The 15,731-nt window shown below is 73.9% G+C and carries 18 protein-coding genes and 1 pseudogene; 6 read left to right on the top strand and 13 right to left on the bottom strand.

From position 1 onward, the window contains the following. Positions 1-46: 46 nt before the first annotated feature. From ACFY3N_RS18225 to rpmG, 5 genes are all read right to left on the bottom strand, one after another. Positions 47-799 carry a class I SAM-dependent methyltransferase gene (locus ACFY3N_RS18225; RefSeq protein WP_390817686.1) on the bottom strand — a complete coding sequence of 251 codons (753 nt, stop codon included), beginning with the start codon at positions 797-799 and terminating at the stop codon, positions 47-49. Positions 800-1,007: 208 nt separating this feature from the next. Continuing rightward, positions 1,008-1,250: a 30S ribosomal protein S18 gene (gene rpsR, locus ACFY3N_RS18220; RefSeq protein ID WP_390817685.1), complete on the bottom strand. Its 243-nt coding sequence runs from the start codon at positions 1,248-1,250 to the stop codon at positions 1,008-1,010. A 76-nt stretch (positions 1,251-1,326) separates the two neighbouring features. Continuing rightward, on the bottom strand, positions 1,327-2,502 hold the full coding sequence (locus ACFY3N_RS18215) for a GTP-binding protein (RefSeq protein ID WP_390817684.1): 1,176 nt from the start codon (positions 2,500-2,502) through the stop codon (positions 1,327-1,329). After that, the gene (locus ACFY3N_RS18210) at positions 2,499-2,756 is read right to left on the bottom strand and encodes a type B 50S ribosomal protein L31 (RefSeq protein ID WP_390817683.1); all 258 of its coding nucleotides are present in this window, start codon (positions 2,754-2,756) and stop codon (positions 2,499-2,501) included. Before ACFY3N_RS18210 ends, ACFY3N_RS18215 begins: the two co-directional genes overlap by 4 nt. Before the next feature lie 5 nt (positions 2,757-2,761). Next, positions 2,762-2,926, bottom strand: a complete 165-nt coding sequence (rpmG, locus tag ACFY3N_RS18205) for a 50S ribosomal protein L33 (protein WP_017949758.1) — start codon at positions 2,924-2,926, stop codon at positions 2,762-2,764. An 81-nt stretch (positions 2,927-3,007) separates the two neighbouring features. On the opposite strand from rpmG, the gene rpmB reads away from it, so the two are divergent. Together rpmB and rpsN are read left to right on the top strand one after the other, a co-directional pair. Beyond that, positions 3,008-3,244 (top strand): 50S ribosomal protein L28, encoded by a 237-nt coding sequence (gene rpmB, locus ACFY3N_RS18200; protein ID WP_390817682.1) that lies wholly within the window; start codon positions 3,008-3,010, stop codon positions 3,242-3,244. Beyond that, positions 3,244-3,549: a 30S ribosomal protein S14 gene (rpsN, locus tag ACFY3N_RS18195; RefSeq protein ID WP_217137059.1), complete on the top strand. Its 306-nt coding sequence runs from the start codon at positions 3,244-3,246 to the stop codon at positions 3,547-3,549. Before rpmB ends, rpsN begins: the two co-directional genes overlap by 1 nt. 306 nt (positions 3,550-3,855) lie before the next feature. Here the strand turns inward: rpsN and ACFY3N_RS18190 are convergent, their stop codons facing one another. From ACFY3N_RS18190 to ACFY3N_RS18170, 5 genes are read right to left on the bottom strand one after another with little or no spacing between them, the layout of a single operon-like run. Continuing rightward, positions 3,856-4,755 (bottom strand): alpha/beta fold hydrolase, encoded by a 900-nt coding sequence (locus ACFY3N_RS18190; protein WP_390817681.1) that lies wholly within the window; start codon positions 4,753-4,755, stop codon positions 3,856-3,858. Between the two features lie 15 nt (positions 4,756-4,770). Continuing rightward, positions 4,771-5,736 carry an amidohydrolase family protein gene (locus ACFY3N_RS18185; RefSeq protein WP_390817680.1) on the bottom strand — a complete coding sequence of 322 codons (966 nt, stop codon included), beginning with the start codon at positions 5,734-5,736 and terminating at the stop codon, positions 4,771-4,773. Beyond that, a complete protein-coding gene (locus ACFY3N_RS18180) occupies positions 5,726-5,977 on the bottom strand; it encodes a XapX domain-containing protein (protein WP_390817679.1) in 252 nt (83 codons plus the stop codon). Before ACFY3N_RS18180 ends, ACFY3N_RS18185 begins: the two co-directional genes overlap by 11 nt. Further along, complete coding sequence (locus ACFY3N_RS18175; protein WP_371241284.1) at positions 5,974-6,120, bottom strand: DUF1427 family protein; 147 nt, start codon at positions 6,118-6,120, stop codon at positions 5,974-5,976. Before ACFY3N_RS18175 ends, ACFY3N_RS18180 begins: the two co-directional genes overlap by 4 nt. Before the next feature lie 7 nt (positions 6,121-6,127). Then, a complete protein-coding gene (locus tag ACFY3N_RS18170; RefSeq protein ID WP_390817678.1) occupies positions 6,128-6,688 on the bottom strand; it encodes a quercetin 2,3-dioxygenase in 561 nt (186 codons plus the stop codon). A gap of 154 nt (positions 6,689-6,842) precedes the next feature. Here ACFY3N_RS18170 and ACFY3N_RS18165 point away from each other — a divergent pair, with 154 nt between their 5' ends. Beyond that, entirely contained in the window at positions 6,843-7,748 is a 906-nt protein-coding gene (locus ACFY3N_RS18165) for a helix-turn-helix domain-containing protein (protein ID WP_390817677.1), read from the top strand. 11 nt (positions 7,749-7,759) lie between these two features. On the opposite strand, the gene ACFY3N_RS18160 is transcribed toward ACFY3N_RS18165, so the two are convergent. Beyond that, positions 7,760-9,226, bottom strand: coding sequence for an MFS transporter (locus tag ACFY3N_RS18160; RefSeq protein ID WP_390817676.1), 1,467 nt, complete (start codon positions 9,224-9,226; stop codon positions 7,760-7,762). Between the two features lie 244 nt (positions 9,227-9,470). Here ACFY3N_RS18160 and ACFY3N_RS18155 point away from each other — a divergent pair, with 244 nt between their 5' ends. The 3 genes from ACFY3N_RS18155 (at position 9,471) to ACFY3N_RS18145 (ending at position 13,907) form a co-directional block, all read left to right on the top strand. Continuing rightward, positions 9,471-10,094 (top strand): TetR/AcrR family transcriptional regulator, encoded by a 624-nt coding sequence (locus ACFY3N_RS18155; protein ID WP_390817675.1) that lies wholly within the window; start codon positions 9,471-9,473, stop codon positions 10,092-10,094. Between the two features lie 178 nt (positions 10,095-10,272). Next, entirely contained in the window at positions 10,273-12,618 is a 2,346-nt protein-coding gene (locus ACFY3N_RS18150; RefSeq protein WP_390817674.1) for a family 78 glycoside hydrolase catalytic domain, read from the top strand. A 44-nt stretch (positions 12,619-12,662) separates the two neighbouring features. Then, a complete protein-coding gene (locus tag ACFY3N_RS18145; protein WP_390817673.1) occupies positions 12,663-13,907 on the top strand; it encodes a family 1 glycosylhydrolase in 1,245 nt (414 codons plus the stop codon). 18 nt (positions 13,908-13,925) lie between these two features. On the opposite strand, the pseudogene ACFY3N_RS18140 reads toward ACFY3N_RS18145, so the two are convergent. Beyond that, positions 13,926-14,090: pseudogene (locus ACFY3N_RS18140) on the bottom strand (RNA polymerase subunit sigma-24); the annotation flags it as partial. 151 nt (positions 14,091-14,241) lie between these two features. Beyond that, the gene (locus ACFY3N_RS18135; RefSeq protein WP_390817672.1) at positions 14,242-15,711 is read right to left on the bottom strand and encodes an aldehyde dehydrogenase family protein; all 1,470 of its coding nucleotides are present in this window, start codon (positions 15,709-15,711) and stop codon (positions 14,242-14,244) included. Between the last annotated feature and the right edge of the window lie 20 nt (positions 15,712-15,731).

Raw genomic sequence — 15,731 nt, 5'->3', positions numbered from 1 at the left:
GGGGGAAGCGGAACACCCATGAACCTAATTGAAAATGATTATCAGATCAACTAGCTTGCGGTGACCGGTCGTCCGCGCGCTCCAGAACGCACAGCCCCAGCCCCGGATCCCCCGCCCGGCGCAGCACCAGCCCCGCCCCGGCGGCTTCGGCCGCCAGCGCGTCCTCCGTGGCGACCCACCAGCGGTACTCGACCGACGTCCCGCCCAGCGGCCGGCCCCGGCGCAGGACGCCGTAGTCCATGCGCCAGGTGATCTCGTCCGCCCCCGTGGGGCGCGCGCTCGCCCAGCCCTCGTACTCCAGTTCGCCGATGACGACCCGCGCCATCCGCACCCGTTCCACCTCCACCGGGGCGAACGGCGGAGTGAGGTTGAACACCAGCGCCCCACCCGGGGCCAGTTGCCGCGCGGCGCGGTCCCAGAGCGCGCGCCTCTGCCCGGGCGGCAGGTGGCCGATCATGTTCAGGGCCACCACCGCCCGCACGCCGTCGGGCCAGTCGGCACTCGCGCAGTCGCCGGGAACCACCGTGACGCGCTCGCGCAGTTCACCGTCCTCGTGGACCCGGGCGAGCAGGACGGCGCGCATCGCGGCGGACGGTTCGACGGCGAACACCGGCACCCGCGGCAGCGCGTCGCAGATGACGCGCACACCCCGGCCGGAACCGGCCCCGAGGTCCACCACGGCCCCGGTTCCGGCGCCGACGCGCGTCAGGACGTCCGCCAGCGCCGGGGCCAGCGGCTCCCACGACTCGGCGATCAGGATGTCGAGGTACTCGGCGGACCGCTCGTAGGGGTCGCTCATCACTGCTCCAGAAACTCGATGCCTCATGGGTCGGCCACACAGTAATCAAAAATGAATTTCATTACTAGAAACGTCGGCCGCATGGGACGAGGCGCCCCCGATCGCCGTGGGCGGCGATCGAGGGCGCCTCGGTGCGAGCGGGTCCGTACGGCCGTTCACCGCCCGGCGAAGCCGGGGGCGCGGGGCGGACACCGTTCGCCGACAGCCCTCAGCCCTGTCGGGAGCCGTACGGGAGCAGGGCCATCTCGCGCGCGTTCTTGACGGCCCGCGCTATCTGCCGCTGCTGCCGGCGCGTCACATGGGTCACCCGGCGGCTGCGGATCTTCCCCCGGTCGGAGATGAACCTGCGCAGCAGATCGGTGTTCTTGTAGTCGACGTAGGTGATGCCGGCGATGTCCAGCGGGTTGGCGCGTTGGGCGGTGCGCCGGTCGGTGCTCGCGCGTCGGGGCATGGCGGGGTCGTTCCTTTCTTCGAACACGGTGCGGGGCGTACGCGGCCGGGGGGCGGCGCCGCGGCGGGACGGGACTTCAGATGACCGGGTCGAGCAAGTCGTCGAACGGGTGCGGAAGTTGCTCCCAGCGGCTCCTGCCCGCCGCGTACTCGTCGTCGGTGAGCAGGCACGAGTCGAGGAGGGCGAGCAGGCCGTCGCGGTCCAGGCCGGGTGCGGTGAAGGTGAGGTACTGGCGGCGGTCGCCGTGCTCCGGGTGCCAGTCCACCGAGGCGGCGACGCGGCGTTCCGCGGGCACCATCTCCCAGGCGGCGTCCGGCAGGGCCGCCAGCCAGGGACCGGCCGACTCCACGCACAGCGCGCCGCCCGCGGCGTCCCAGGACAGCAGGGTGTCGGGGCGGTCCGCCAGCCAGAACCGCCCGCGGCTGCGCGCGGCGGCGCAGGTCAGGTCCTCCAGCGCCGCGTGGAGGCGCTGCGGGTGGAAGGGCCGCTCGCGCCGCCAGACGAAGGTGCTCACACCGTGCTCGTCGCACTCCTGCGGCAGCAGCGCGCACGCGGGATGCACACGGGCGGCGGCCGCCTCGGGGTCGAAGCCCGCCAGCAGGGCGGCGCCCAGGGCCCCGCCTCCCACCGGCACCTTGCGCGCGCCGGGCGTGAGCTGGGCGAGCAGCGCGTGGTCGCCGGCGTCGGCGGCCTCGCGGTCCTCCCCCTGGGGGCCGTCCTCGAGGACGGCGATCACCGTGGGGTACTCCAGTTGCCGGGCGAAGGTGTCGGCGACCGTGCGCCGGTCGGCCGGGGCGGCGGCGAGGCCCGCCTCGGCGAGGTCGTCGCCGTCGGACAGGTACGGCAGGACCAGGGCCGGGTCGACCACGGTGGCCACCCCGGTCAGCGCGAGCGGCGCGCCCCCGGACGCGATGACCGGGGCCATGCCGTGGGGCTCGACGGAGTCCCACAGTTCCACGACGGCCAGCCGGTGACCGCCCGCCTCCGCGAGCCGCGCCAGTTCCGGGACGAGGTCCTCGCGCAGCGCGCAGCACGCGCAGTCGTTCACCAGAGGCGCGTCGCCGCCGCCGAGCAGGCCGCCGGCGTCGCGTACGGTCCGGTGCACCGAACCGTCGACGGCGGACGTCAGGTCGTGGTGCAGGGCGACCGAACCGGGCACCGTGCGCAGGATCTCGTCGACGGCGGCCCGGCGGGCGTCGGCGTGCAGTCCGGCGACGATCGCGACCGGCAGCCGCGCCCGGCCCCCGCTCACCGCCCGCCCCGTTCGCGGCCGTAGCGCCGCTCGAAGCGCTCGACCCGTCCCGCGGTGTCCAGGACGCGCTGGGTGCCGGTGTAGAAGGGGTGGCTCGCCGAGGAGATCTCGACGTCGATGACGGGGTAGGTGTTGCCGTCCTCCCATTCGACGGTCCGGTCACCGGTGGCCGTCGACCGGGTGAGGAAGGCGAAGTCGGCGGCCCGGTCGCGGAAGACGACCGGGCGGTACTCGGGGTGGATTCCGGGCTTCACGGTTCTCAGCGCTCCTCACGGAAGTCGACGTGGCGCCCGGCGACCGGATCGTACTTGCGCAGCGTCAGACGGTCGGGGTCGTTACGGCGGTTCTTGCGGGTCACGTAGGTGTAGCCGGTGCCGGCGGTGGACCTCAGCTTGATGATCGGACGCAGTTCGTTGCGGGCCATGGACCGCACTGTACACGGTATTGAATTTCATTTTCATCTAGCTGCTACTGTGCTGCCACCGAGCGACCCCGAGGAGGAACTTTGTCCGCTCACTGCCAACTCACCGGCCGGCAGCCCGGCTTCGGGCACCGGATCTCGCACTCCCACCGGCGGAGCAAGCGGCGCTTCGACCCGAACGTCCAGCGCAAGCGCTACTGGCTGCCGAGCGAAGGCCGCCACGTGCGGCTCACGCTGTCCGCCAAGGGCATCAAGACGGTCGACGCGATCGGCGTCGAGGCCGCGGTCGCACGCATCCGCGCCCGGGGAGGGAAGGTCTGATGGCGAAGAAGAGCAAGATCGCGAAGAACGAACGGCGACGGCTCGTCGTGGCCCGCCACGCCGAGCGTCGCGCCGAACTGAAGGCGGTCATCGCGTCCGTCCGGACGTCCGACGAGGAACGCGCCGCCGCCCAGCGGGAACTGCGCCGGCAGCCCCGCGACGCCAGCGCCACCCGCGTGCGCAACCGCGACTCCGTGGACGGCCGCCCCCGCGGTCATCTGCGCGCCTTCGGCCTGTCCCGCATCCGCCTGCGGGAGATGGCCCACGCGGGCGAACTGCCGGGGGTGACCAAGAGCAGCTGGTGACCCGCGCGGTCCGCGACCGGCGGGAAGTCCGGTGACCGCCGCCCCGGACGGAGCGCGGTCGCACCGCGCGGGATCGCGGACCGGCGAACCCTGCCGTGAGCGCCGCCGGGTGACCGTCCGCGGCGGGCACGGCCGTACGGTGCCCGCGGCCCGGCCCCGGCGTGGTCCGGGTGTCCGGCGGGGCCGGGTCCGACCACGGCGGACCGGAGGCCGGGCGCACCCCGAGCGGCCCGCCCGGTCCCTGCGTCCGCCGGCCGGCCGCAGCGGTCCGCGTGCCGGGCGGTTCCGTGTGCCCGCTCCGGTGGCTCAGGTCCGCCCGCCGTCCGTGCAGCGGCGGGCGAAGTCCACGGTGCGGGTGAAGCAGTCCTCGACGTCCGCGTCGGTCAGGCCCACCCAGAGGTGGTTGCCGCCGCCGAGGAGCCGCAGGTCGGGATGGTGGCCGGCGCCGCGGAGGGCTTCGGCGAGGCGGACGGACTGCCGGGCGGGGACCAGCGCGTCGTCGGTGCCGTGCAGGATCAGGAAGGGCGGCGCCTGGGGGCCGACGTGGGCGACCGGGCTGGCGTCGCGGGCCGTGCCGGTCCGCTCCGCCGGGGCGCCGCCGAGCAGCAGGGCCTCGAAGGTGGCCGGGTCACGGGCGTCGTAGGCGCCCTCGGGGTGGTCCTCGGCGAGTGCGGGCAGGTCGGTGGGGGCGTACCAGGTGACGCAGCCGGAGACGGTGCCGGCGGGCCGGGTGAGGGCGGTCAGGGCGGCGAGGTGCCCGCCGGCCGACTCGCCCCACAGGACGGTCCGCGCGCCGTCCAGGCCGAGGTCGGCGGCGCGGGTGCGCAGCCAGTCCAGGCAGGCGGCGAGGTCGTCGGTCTGGGCGGGGTGGGGCGCCTCGCCGCTGAGGCGGTAGTCGGGGCAGGCGACGGCGAAACCGGCTCGGGCGAGCCGGGCGAACGGGCCGGGGTCCCAGTGGCGGAAGCGGGGACCGAGGTCGTCGCGCAGGCCCGTGCGCCAGGCGCCGCCGTGCACGAAGACCACGACCGGAACGGGGCCGGCGGCGTCCCGCGGCAGCCACAGGTCGACGGTCAGCGGGCGGCTGCCCTCGGGAACCGCGTAGACGGCGCCGCGCAGCAGCCGCACACCGTCGGCGGGGTGCGCGGGGTGCGGCAGGGGCAGCGCGGCCGGGTCGGGCGGGGCCAGCAGGTGGAAGGGGAACGTCACGATGGGTGCCTTACGTCAGCGGGCCGTGCGGGGCAGGATGCGGCGGGCGTTGGCGGTGGTGAGCGCGCGCCAGCCGGCCGCGCCGTCGGGGGCCGGGGCGGCGTCCAGACCCGCGACGTGGGCCTCCACCCCGGCGGCGGGGGTCCAGCAGTGGTCGCTGCCGTACAGGAGCCGGTCGGAGCCGACGAGACCCAGCAGGGCGGGGAGCTGGCGGGGCAGCGCGGGGCCGGCGAGGTCGTAGTGGAGGCGGCCGAGCTGTTCGACGGCGCCGGGGGCCTCGGTGCCCTCGGGCATGAACATCCTCATGAAGCCGTCGATGCGGTCGGCCAGCACCGGCAGGGCGCCCCCGCAGTGCGGCACGATCACCGTGAGGTCGCGGTGGCGGTCCAGCGTCCCGGCCATGAGCAGGTCGGTGACGGTGCGGGCGGTGTCGAAGATGAACTCGATCATCGGCCGGGGGCGTCCGAGGGCGGACCGCTCCCAGCACACCGGGGACGTGGGGTGCAGGAAGACGACGGCGCGGCGCCGGGCGAGCTCGGCCCACACGGGCTCCAGGTCCGGGTCGCCGAGGTAGGTGCCGTGGGTGTTGGTCTCCAGGATCACGCCGTCGGCGTGCAGGGTGTCGTAGGCGTACGCGATCTCCTCCAGGGCGCCGTCGACGTCCGGGAGCGGCAGCGAGGCGAACAGGCCGAAGCGGCCCGGGTGGTCGCGCACGGCGGTGGCGCCGGCCTCGTTGACCTCGCGGGCCAGGCGGCGGGCGGCGGTGTCGTCGCCGAAGTGGACGCCCGGCGAGGAGATCGAGAGCATCGAGGTCTCGATGGAGCAGCGGTCCATCAGCTCCAGGTGCGCGGCCGCCGACCAGGTGGGCCAGGCGGGGACCCCGTCGGGGAGCTCGTGTCCGGCCTCGCGGGCCCGGCGGACGTAGGAGTCGGTGAGGAAATGGGCGTGGACGTCGACGTACCCGGGGGTGTCAGGGGACACGGGAGGTTCCTTCTTCTGCGGCGGACGGTGGAGGAGCGGGACGGCGCCGGGTCAGGCGGTCGCGTACGGCGGTGGCGGCGCGCTCGCCGAGCACGATGCCTGCCAGTCCGGTCAGGCCGAGGAGCGGCGGGGCGGGTGAGGTGAGGTCCATCGCCCAGTACAGCGCCCCCATGAGCAGACCGGCGGCGAAGGAGAGGCCGGCCTTGCGGAGGAAGGCGCGCTGCGCGCCGGCGGCGCTCACAGCGTCTCCAGCACTGCCTGGCCCAGCAGCATGCCCAGCAGTCCGGCCAGCGCGACGGGGGGCGGTGCGGGCGACTCGACCCGCACCAGCACGTAGGCCACGCCGACCAGCGCTCCGGCGATCAGTGCCTCGAGGTACGGCATGGACCGCTCAGCTTCCGGTGCGCCACTGGTGGTCGGGCAGGAAGGTCACGTCGTACCGCTGCGGCACGGTGCCGAACTTGTGCGGTTCGGGCACGAACGGCCGCTGGGGCAGGCCGCGTTCGTCGGTGGGGGTGCCGAGGTTCTCGAAGAACCGCTCGAAGGTGCCGCCCGGTCCGGCGGCCACGCCGACGATCCGGCTGTGGTGGCGTTCGATGCGGTAGGCGTGCGGGCAGTTCTTGGGCACGAACCCGAAATCGCCCGCGGTGAGCAGCTTCTCGTACTGCTCGCCCTCGAGGTCCTCGACGAACAGCCGCACCGCGCCGTCGGTGATGTAGAAGACCTCGTAGGTGTCCGGGTGGGAGTGGGCGGGGATGATGTCGCCCTTCGGGCCCTCGCAGGTGAAGAAGTTGAAGGTGTTCTCGGTCTGCTCGCCACCGGCGTAGACGGTGAACAGGTCGGTGAACAGGTGGGCGCGGTCGCCCTCGCCCTTCTCGATGAAGTACGGCTTGCCCGGCTCGGGCGGGATGTGGGAGCGCTCGCGGTAGCGGGTGGCGAACTCGATGGTCATGGTGGTCCTTTCCGTCGGAGGGGTGGCAGAGAGGGGAGAAAGAAGAAAAAGGGACTCGGCCGGGGCGCCGGCGGCTCGTGCCCCGCCCGTCGCGGCTCGTCCTCCTCACGCTAGACCGGCGGGGAGGGACGGCCTGCGTACACTCGGGCACGCGATGAAGGAAAACGGACAGTTCCCCGTGGGCCGTGCGGCGGCCGGTGTCCCGGCCGTGTCGTACCTGCCGACGCCGGGGAGGCCCCCGGGTCTGGAGGTCCTGGACCTGCCCGGGCTCGCCGCCCGCGCCGAGGAGCGGGGCCTGCCCCTCACGGCGCCCGGCCGTCCGGCCTTCCACGTGGTCGTCGCGGCCCGCGGCGGGCGGCTGGAGTGCTCGGTGGACTTCACCTCGTACCTCCTCGCGCCGGGCGACTGGCTGTGGGTGTGGCCCGGACAGGTGTTCCGGCTGCCCGACGGGCACCACGGCTGCGACGCCACCGTCCTGGTCTTCCCGACGGGTTTCCCCGGCGCGGCGACGGACGCGCTCATCCGGGACGGGGAGCACCTCCCGCACCGCCTCGTCACGCCGGACGAGCCGCGGCAGGCGGCCCTGCTGCGGCTCCTGGACGCGCTGGTCGAGGAGCACGCCGCGCTGTCCGACCTGTCGCTGGAGGCGTACGTCGAGACGCTGCGGAACCTGCTGTCGGTGATCCTCGTCCGGCTCGTCCATCTCGCCGACCCGCGACGGCGGGGGCGTCCCGGCGGCGGCGAGCCGTTCCGGCTGTTCCGTGAGGCCGTCGAGGAGGACTTCCGCCGGACCCACCGGGTCGAGGACTACGCCGCCCGGCTCGGCTACAGTCCCCGCACCCTCACCCGTGCCACCCGGGCGGCCCTCGGCTGCGGCGCCAAGCGCTACATCGACGACCGGGTGCTGCTGGAGGCGAAGCGTCTGCTGATCCACAGCTCGCTGCCGCCCGCCGCCGTCGGCGAGCACATCGGGTTCCTCTACCCGACGGTCTTCAGCGCCTTCTTCCGCAGGCACACCGGCATGACGCCGACGGAGTTCCGGTCGCTGACGAAGCCCTGAGGGCGAGGGGGTCAGCCGTCGGCCGGGTCCTCCTCGGGGTCGCGCAGCCGCGGGATGAGGACGGAGAGCACCAGGGCCACGGCCGTGACCGCGGCGCCGAGCCAGAAGATCCCGGAGTAACCGGCGTCGAGGTAGAAGGCGGTGCCGTCGACGGTGGTGCTGCTCGCGCCGAGGACGGCGTAGGCGCCTGCGGTCACGACGGCGCCGAACAGGCTGATGAGCATGTTGAGCATGCCGCTGCCCAGCCCCTGCTCGTCGCGCGAGACCACGCCGATCACCAGGACCGGCGCCACCGAGACGACGACGCCGGCGCCGACGTTGGCAACGCAGGAGGTGACGATGAGCTGGAGTTCGTCGCCGTGGAAGAAGCCCACGAGGGTGTAGCCGACGGCCATGACCGCCAGGCCCGCGCACCACACCCGGCGCGCGTCGAAGCGGCGCAGGTAGCGGCTGACCAGCATGCCGGTGCCGAACATCACCAGGTTCCAGCTCACGCTGACGACGGCGTTGTGGTGGGCGGTCCAGCCGAGTCCGTCCGACACGCCCGGGATGGCGGGGTACAGGGCGAGCAGGATGGCGAGGCCCGGCATGGTGAAGGCGACCGTCTGGCCGAGACCGCCGGCCGTCAGCGCCAGGGCGACCGGGCGGCGGCTCAGGACCTTCAGGTCCAGGATGGGGTGGGCGCTGGAGCGCTCGACGAACAGGAAGGCGATCAGCGCGGCGGCCCCCGCTCCGAGCCAGCCCAGGGTCCGGGCGTCCGCCCAGCCCCAGCTCTGCCCCTGGCCGAGGGCGTAGACCACGGCCGTCAGGCCGCCGCCGAGGACCAGGCCGCCCGGCCAGTCGAGACGGGACCCGAAGGCGTGCCGGGGGGTCTCCGGGACCAGCAGCGCGATCAGCGCGAAGGCGACCGCGGTGGCGACGGCGAGGAACCACAGGACCCCGCGGTACCCCCAGGTGTCGATCAGCCATCCCGCGAGGAACGGCGAGACGATGGCCACCAGGCCGACGCTGCTGCCCATGATGCCGCTCGCCTGCTTCACCAGCCGGGCCGGGAAGACGTCCCGCACGGCGGCGAACGACAGGGCGCCGAAGGGCCCGTAGAACCCGGCGATCGCCCGGCCGGCGAGGACGAGCCAGAAGCTGCCGGCCAGCGCGGCCAGCAGTTCGCCGAGGGCGCCCAGGGCCGTCATCGCGAGCATGACGCGGCGCTTGCCGTACAGGTCTCCCAGCTTGATCACGAAGGGGGTGAGCAGGGTCGACACCAGGGTGAGGGTCAGGCCGAACCACACCACCTGGGTGGTGTGGAACGCCTGGGCGACGCCCGCGGTGGCGTTGGCGCCGAGGATGCCGCCCGCGGCCAGCAGCTGGGTCGGCCAGGCGAGTGCGATGAGGATCAGGACCAGGCGGGGTGTCCACCGCCCGTCCGCGGGGTCGCGGGGTGCGTGGTCGACCGTGGGGCTTGATGACGGCGTCGTCATGCCAGCCCTCCTTTCACGGAGGTGCCGAAGGAAGGGGGAGCATGTGGGGGAAGGGCTGAGGACGGGCTGCCGTCACGCGTGGTTCACGGGGATGTGACAGCGCGGCAACCTGTCGTCGCGTGGCTCGATGATGACCCGAACACCTAGTGACCGCTAGGTTTCGAGAGTGTGGCCCACCTCACACAGCCTTTCCGCGGCGGACACGGCCGGCAGCCGCCCCACACCCCGCCGGTACTGTTCTGGCATGGCGACACCCAGGGGACCTCGCGGCCACTACACGGCGGGCCGGGCACGGCGTACGCAGATTCTGGAGGCCGCCCTGCTGCGCTTCGGCAGGGACGGCTACCGCAAGACCTCCCTCGCCCGCGTCGCACGGGACGCCGAGATCACCGACGCCGGACTGCTGCACCACTTCCGCGACAAGCAGCAGCTGCTGCTCGCGGTCGTCGAGTACTGGCACGAACGCATGGACGTGCGGTGGGAGCGCGTCTCCGACTCGGTGCGGGACGCCTTCCGCTGCCACCTGGAGGACACGGCCGAGACGCTCGGCATGCCCGGCATGGTGGAGCTGGCGGTCGTACTGACCGCCGAGGCCACCGCGCCCGACCATCCGGCCCACGGCCACTTCACCACCTGGCAGGAGAAGGGCGTCGCGGAGCTCGCCGACCGGCTGCGGGCCGGCAGCCGCAGCGGGGAGCTGCTGCCCGGACTGGACCACGAGGGCATCGCCCGCGAGTGCGCCGCCCTGGACGCGGGCCTGCTGCAGCAGTGGCTGGCCTCGGGGCGGACCTTCGACCTGATCGCGGTCATGCGCGGCCACCTCGACCGCCTGATGCGGGTCATCTCCACGGACGGGCAGGGGTTGTAGGCCGGCCCGCGGACCCCTCCGGAGCCGCCGGGTCCGCACGGCCGGTACATGTTTGTCATGAACATGATTAGCGCACCTCTCTGCACGTGGCGCACGTCACGCCCGCCAACACCTAGCAATCACTAGGTATTGGCTGCATGATCGTGCCTGCTCACCGCCGCTGCTGAGAAAGGGCGCCATGCGTCACCACTGGACGGCACGTGTCGTCAGTCCCCGCCTCCCCGCGCCCGCCGAGGGGGCCCGCCCGGCCGCGCTGCTGCGGGGCGAGTTCACCGCGCGGGCGGCCGTGCGGTCGGCCCGGCTCCGGGTCACCGCCCTCGGCGTCTACGAGCTGGAGCTCAACGGCACCAGGGTGGGCGACCACGTGCTGGCCCCCGGCTGGACGAGCTACCGCCACCGGCACCGCTACCAGTCCTTCGACGTCACCCCCCTGGTCCGTGCGGGCCGCAACGCCTGGGGCGCCCACCTGGCCGACGGCTGGTACCGGGGCCTGCTCGGGTTCAACGGCGGCACCCGGGACGTCTACGGCGAGCGCACCGGCCTCCTCGCCGAACTGCGCCTCGAGTACGCCGACGGCACCACCGAGACCGTCGCCACCGGGGACGGCTGGCGCTGGAGCGCCGGGCCCGTCCTCGCCGCCGGTCTGTACGAGGGCGAGGAGTACGACGCCCGCCGGGAGCGGACGGGCTTCAGCGAGGCCGGCTTCGACGACTCGGCGTGGCAGCCGGCCGACGTCATCGACTTCGACACCACCGTCCTCTTCCCCGCCGACAGTCCGCCGGTGCGCCGCACCGGACACCTCGCGCCCGTCGCGGTCACCACCTCGCCCGCCGGGCGCACGGTCCTCGACTTCGGCCAGAACCTCGTCGGGCGGCTGCGCGTCCGGGTCCGCGGCGAGGCCGGCCGCACGGTCACCCTCCGCCACGCGGAGGTCCTGGAGGACGGCGAACTCTGCACCCGCCCGCTGCGGCACGCCGTCGCCACCGACCGCTACGTCCTGCGCGGCGACCCGGCGGGCGAGGAGTGGGAACCCCGCTTCACCCTCCACGGCTTCCGCTACGCCGAGGTCGAGGGCTGGCCCGGCGCCCTCGACCCGGCCGACGTCACGGCCGTGGTCGTCCACAGCGACCTGCGCCGCACGGGCTGGTTCACCTGCTCCGATCCCTCCCTCGACCGGCTGCACGAGAACGTGGTGTGGGGGATGCGCGGCAACTTCGTCGACGTGCCCACCGACTGCCCGCAGCGCGACGAGCGGCTCGGCTGGACCGGCGACGTCCAGATCTTCGCCCCCACCGCCGCCTTCCTCCACGACGTCCGTGACTTCCTGCGCTCCTGGCTGCGCGACCTCGCGGCCGACCAGGGCGACGACGAACGGCACGTGCCCCCGGTGTTCAGCCCCGACATCCCGGTGATCACCCCGGTGCCGATCCCGCCCGGCAACCCGCCCATGGCCGGCTGGTGCGACGCGGCCGTCGTCGTGCCCTGGGTGCTGTACGAGCGCTACGGCGACACGGAGGTGCTGCGCGCCCAGTACCCGTCGATGCGCGCCTGGGTCGGCGCGGTCGACCGCCTGGCCGGGCCGGACCGGATCTGGGGCGAGGGGTTCCAGTTCGGTGACTGGCTGGACCCGACCGCCCCGGCGGACGACCCCGGCCGCGCGGTGACGTCGTCCGCCCTGGTCGCCACGGCGTACTTCGCGCACTCCGCGCGGCTGCTGGCCCGGACCGCGGAGGTGCTGGGCGACCACGACGACGCCGTCCGTCACCACGCCCTGGCCGACGCGGTCCGAGACGCCTTCCTCGCCCGCTTCCACGCCGGCGGCGGACGCCTGACGGAGGAGACGCAGACCGCCTACGCCCTCGCCCTGTGCTTCCGGCTGCTGCGGGACGACGCCGAGCGCGCCGAGGCCGGACGCCGGCTGGCCGCCCTGGTGGCCGGGCGCGGCCACCGCATCGGCACCGGCTTCCTCGGCACTCCCCTGGTGTGCGACGCGCTGACCGACACCGGACACGTGGACACCGCCTACCGGCTGCTGACCCAGCGGTCCTGCCCGTCCTGGCTCTACCAGGTCGACATGGGCGCCACCACCGTGTGGGAACGCTGGGACAGCATGCTGCCCGACGGCAGCGTCAACCCCGGCGAGATGACCTCCTTCAACCACTACGCGCTCGGCGCGGTCGCCGACTGGATGCACCGCACCGTGGCCGGTCTGGCCCCGGCCGAGCCGGGCTACCGGCGGCTGCTGGTCCGCCCCCGCCCCGGCGGCGGCCTCACCTGGGCCCGGGCCGAGCACGAGACGCCGTACGGCCGGGCCGAGGCCGGGTGGAGCCGGGAGGGCGACAGCCTGCGCGTCGACGTCGTCGTGCCGCCCGACGTCACCGCGCTGGTCGACCTGCCGGGTGCGGAGCCCGTGGAGGCCGGACCCGGCCGGCACACCTTCTACGCACCGTTCCCCGGGACCACGCCGTCCACCGGGGCAGCGCCGTTCCCCGGGACCACGCCGTCCACCGGGGCCGTGCGGTGACACCCGACGACCGCCCTGCCCGACCCAGTGTGAGGAGCACACCCATGACCCACATCAGCCTGCCCGACACCTTCCTGTGGGGCGTCGCCACCGCGGGACACCAGAACGAGGGCGACAACAGCGCCAGTGACACCTGGTTCCTGGAGCACACGGCCCCCTCGCTGTTCCGTGAACCGAGCGGTCCGGCGTGCCGCGGCTACCAGCACTGGGAGACGGACCTCGACCTGGCCGCCGGGCTCGGGCTCAACGCCTTCCGGTTCTCCGTCGAGTGGGCCCGCGTCGAACCCGAGCGCGGTGCGGTCTCCGCCGAGGCCCTGGACCACTACGAGCGCAAGGTCGACGGCTGCCTCGAGCGCGGGCTCGCCCCCCTGGTGACGTTCAGCCACTTCACCGCACCGCACTGGTTCGCCGCGGCCGGCTCCTGGACCGCCGCCGACGCCCCGGCCCGCTTCGCCGAGCAGTGCGACCGCGTCATGGCCCGCTTCGGCGACCGCATCGCCTACGCCGTCACCCTGAACGAACCCAACCTGGAACAGCTGCTGCAGGCGGGCGCGAAGCTCCCGGCCGAGGCCGAGGCGCTCAAGACGCGGATGCTCGCGGCCGCCGCACACGCCGCCGGGAGCGGGACGTACGCCAGCGCGAACGTCATCCCCGCCCACCTGCAGGACGAGTTCCAGGCCGCGTTCACGCGGGCGCACCGGGCCGCCCGCGACGCCGTCAAGGCCCGCCGCGCCGACCTGCCCGTCGGCGTCTCCATCGCCATCGCCGACGAAGTGGCCCTCCCCGGCGGCGAGGAACGCCGGGACGCCAAGCGCGCCGCCGTCTACGACCACTGGCTGCGCGAGGCGCGCCACGACGACTTCATCGGCGTGCAGAACTACGAGCGGATCGTCCACGGCCCCGACGGCGAGGTGCGGCCCGACGGTGAGCTCAACGGGATGGGCACCGTCATCGAGCCGGAGTCCCTGGCGGGCGCCGTGCGCTACGCCCACGAGGTGTCGGGGGTGCCGGTCCTCGTCACCGAACACGGCATCCAGACCCCCGACGACGCACAGCGCGCCGCCTTCGTCCCCGCCGCCGTCGAACACCTCGCGGCCGAGGTGCGCGCGGGGACGCCCGTCCTCGGGTACTGCCACTGGACGCTCATGGACAACTTCGAGTGGATCTTCGGGTACGGCGCCCAACTCGGGCTGCACGAGGTCGACCGCGACACCTTCGAGCGCCGCCCGAAGCCGAGCGCGAAGGCGTACGCGGACGTGGTGCGGCGCCACCGGGGCACGCTCGGGTGACCCGGTGTCCCGGCCGGCTCAGCGGCACAGGGTGGTCTCCCTCTCCATGCGCGAGAGCTTCTCCGGGTTGCGCACGGCGTAGAGGCCGGTGATGCGGCCGTCGTCGACGCGCACCGCCACGACGGTGTCGACGGCGCCGTCGAGCCGGAGGATCAGCGCCGGATGGCCGTTGCCCTGGGCCGGCAGCCGCACGGCGGTCATGCGCGTCACCGCGTACGGGCCCGGACAAGGGGGACCCGCCGTTCGCGCCGTCTCCCGCGCGGGCCGGAGAGGAACGAGTCCCCTTCGCTCACCGGGGAGACGGCGCGGCGGATGGAGCGGAGTGCGCCCGTCGTCAGATCGGGAAGTGCGCGTGGCCCCTGGCCTGCGCGGTGACCCAGCGGGTGTCGGTGAAGGCCTCGGCGCCGGCCTGGCCGCCGAAGCGTCCGTAGCCGGAGCTCTTCACGCCGCCGAAGGGGGCCTGCGGCTCGTCCGCGATGGACTGGTCGTTGACGTGGACGATGCCGGTGCGCAGACGGCCGGCGACCTCCAGGCCCTTGGCCAGGTCCTCGGTGATGACGCCCGCGGTGAGCCCGTAGGGGGTGTCGTTGGCGAGCGCGACGGCCTCGTCGGCGCTGTCGACGACGTGGACGACGGTCGCCGGGCCGAAGATCTCGTCGTGGTAGATCTTCATGTCCTTGGTGACCCCGGTGAGGACGACCGGGCGGATCAGGGTGCCCGGTTCCTCGATCCGCCCGGTGCCCGCGGCCAGTTCGGCGCCCCGGGAGACCGCGTCCCCGACGAGTGACGCGACCCGGCGGGCGGCGGCCTCGTTCACGACCGGGCCGACCGCCGTCGCCGGGTCGCCCGGGTCGCCGCAGGGCAGTGCCCGGACGCGGGCGGCGAACTTGGCGGTGAACTCGTCGGCGACCGAGCGGTGGACGACGACCCGGTCCACGCACATGCAGATCTGGCCCGCGTTCATGAAGGAGCCGAAGACGGCCGCGTCCACCGCGTAGTCGACGTCCGCGTCCTCCAGTACCAGCAGGGCGTTCTTGCCGCCGAGTTCGAGGACGGCGGGCTTGAGGTGCTGGGCGGCCTGGACGCCGATGGCGCGGCCGACCTCCGTGGAGCCGGTGAAGTTGACCATCCGCACCCGGGGGTCGGCGATCAGCGCGGAGACCACCCCGGCCGCGTCGGCGCGGTCGTTGGTGACGACGTTGAGCACGCCCGCGGGCAGTCCCGCCTCGTGCAGGACGTCCGAGATCAGCAGACCGCAGGCGATCGGCGCGTCCTCGCTGGGCTTCATCACCACGGTGTTGCCCATCGCGATCGGCATGGCCACCGCGCGGACGCCGAGGATGACCGGCGCGTTCCACGGCGAGATCGCGGCGATCACCCCCTTGGGCACCCGCACCTGCGTGGAGTGGACGCCGTCGGCATTGGTGGCGAGGATCCGGCCGGTCGGGCGGCTGACCTCGGCCGCCGCCTCCAGCAGGATGTCGGCGGCCAGGTGGGCGTTGAAGCCCGCCCAGGGGGCGACGCCGCCGACCTCCTCGGCCATCAGCCGTACGACCTCCTCGGTGCGCTCGGCCATCAGCTGCGCGGCGCGCAGGAAGATCCGGCGGCGCTCGGCCGGCTTGGTCGCGGCCCACGCCTCGAACGCGGCGTCGGCGGCGTCCACGGCACGGCGTACGTCGTCCGGGGTGCCCGCGGCGACCTCCGCGCAGACGGCGCCGGTCCAGGGGTTGGTGTCGGTCGCGGTGCGGCCGGAGGAGGCGGGGACCTCCTGGCCGTTGATGATCAGTCCTCGGGAGAGGGACATGGACGGCTCCTGTGCGGGGC

The organism is Streptomyces sp. NPDC000348 (assembly GCF_042898795.1).
Classification (GTDB): Bacteria; Actinomycetota; Actinomycetes; order Streptomycetales; family Streptomycetaceae; genus Streptomyces.
Note: the sequence above shows the minus strand (reverse complement) of the source record. Positions and strands in the feature narration are given on the sequence as shown.

Excerpts from the sequence above, each read along its gene's own strand:
- ACFY3N_RS18225 (WP_390817686.1), bottom strand. The coding sequence starts at position 799 with ATGAGCGACCCCTACGAGCGGTCCGCCGAGTACCTCGACATCCTGATC.
- rpsR (WP_390817685.1), bottom strand. The coding sequence starts at position 1,250 with ATGCCCCGACGCGCGAGCACCGACCGGCGCACCGCCCAACGCGCCAAC.
- rpmG (WP_017949758.1), bottom strand. The coding sequence starts at position 2,926 with ATGGCCCGCAACGAACTGCGTCCGATCATCAAGCTGAGGTCCACCGCC.
- rpsN (WP_217137059.1), top strand. The coding sequence starts at position 3,244 with ATGGCGAAGAAGAGCAAGATCGCGAAGAACGAACGGCGACGGCTCGTC.
- ACFY3N_RS18175 (WP_371241284.1), bottom strand. The coding sequence starts at position 6,120 with ATGCCGTACCTCGAGGCACTGATCGCCGGAGCGCTGGTCGGCGTGGCC.
- ACFY3N_RS18170 (WP_390817678.1), bottom strand. The coding sequence starts at position 6,688 with ATGACCATCGAGTTCGCCACCCGCTACCGCGAGCGCTCCCACATCCCG.
- ACFY3N_RS18165 (WP_390817677.1), top strand. The coding sequence starts at position 6,843 with ATGAAGGAAAACGGACAGTTCCCCGTGGGCCGTGCGGCGGCCGGTGTC.
- ACFY3N_RS18160 (WP_390817676.1), bottom strand. The coding sequence starts at position 9,226 with ATGACGACGCCGTCATCAAGCCCCACGGTCGACCACGCACCCCGCGAC.
- ACFY3N_RS18155 (WP_390817675.1), top strand. The coding sequence starts at position 9,471 with ATGGCGACACCCAGGGGACCTCGCGGCCACTACACGGCGGGCCGGGCA.
- ACFY3N_RS18150 (WP_390817674.1), top strand. The coding sequence starts at position 10,273 with ATGCGTCACCACTGGACGGCACGTGTCGTCAGTCCCCGCCTCCCCGCG.
- ACFY3N_RS18145 (WP_390817673.1), top strand. The coding sequence starts at position 12,663 with ATGACCCACATCAGCCTGCCCGACACCTTCCTGTGGGGCGTCGCCACC.
- ACFY3N_RS18135 (WP_390817672.1), bottom strand. The coding sequence starts at position 15,711 with ATGTCCCTCTCCCGAGGACTGATCATCAACGGCCAGGAGGTCCCCGCC.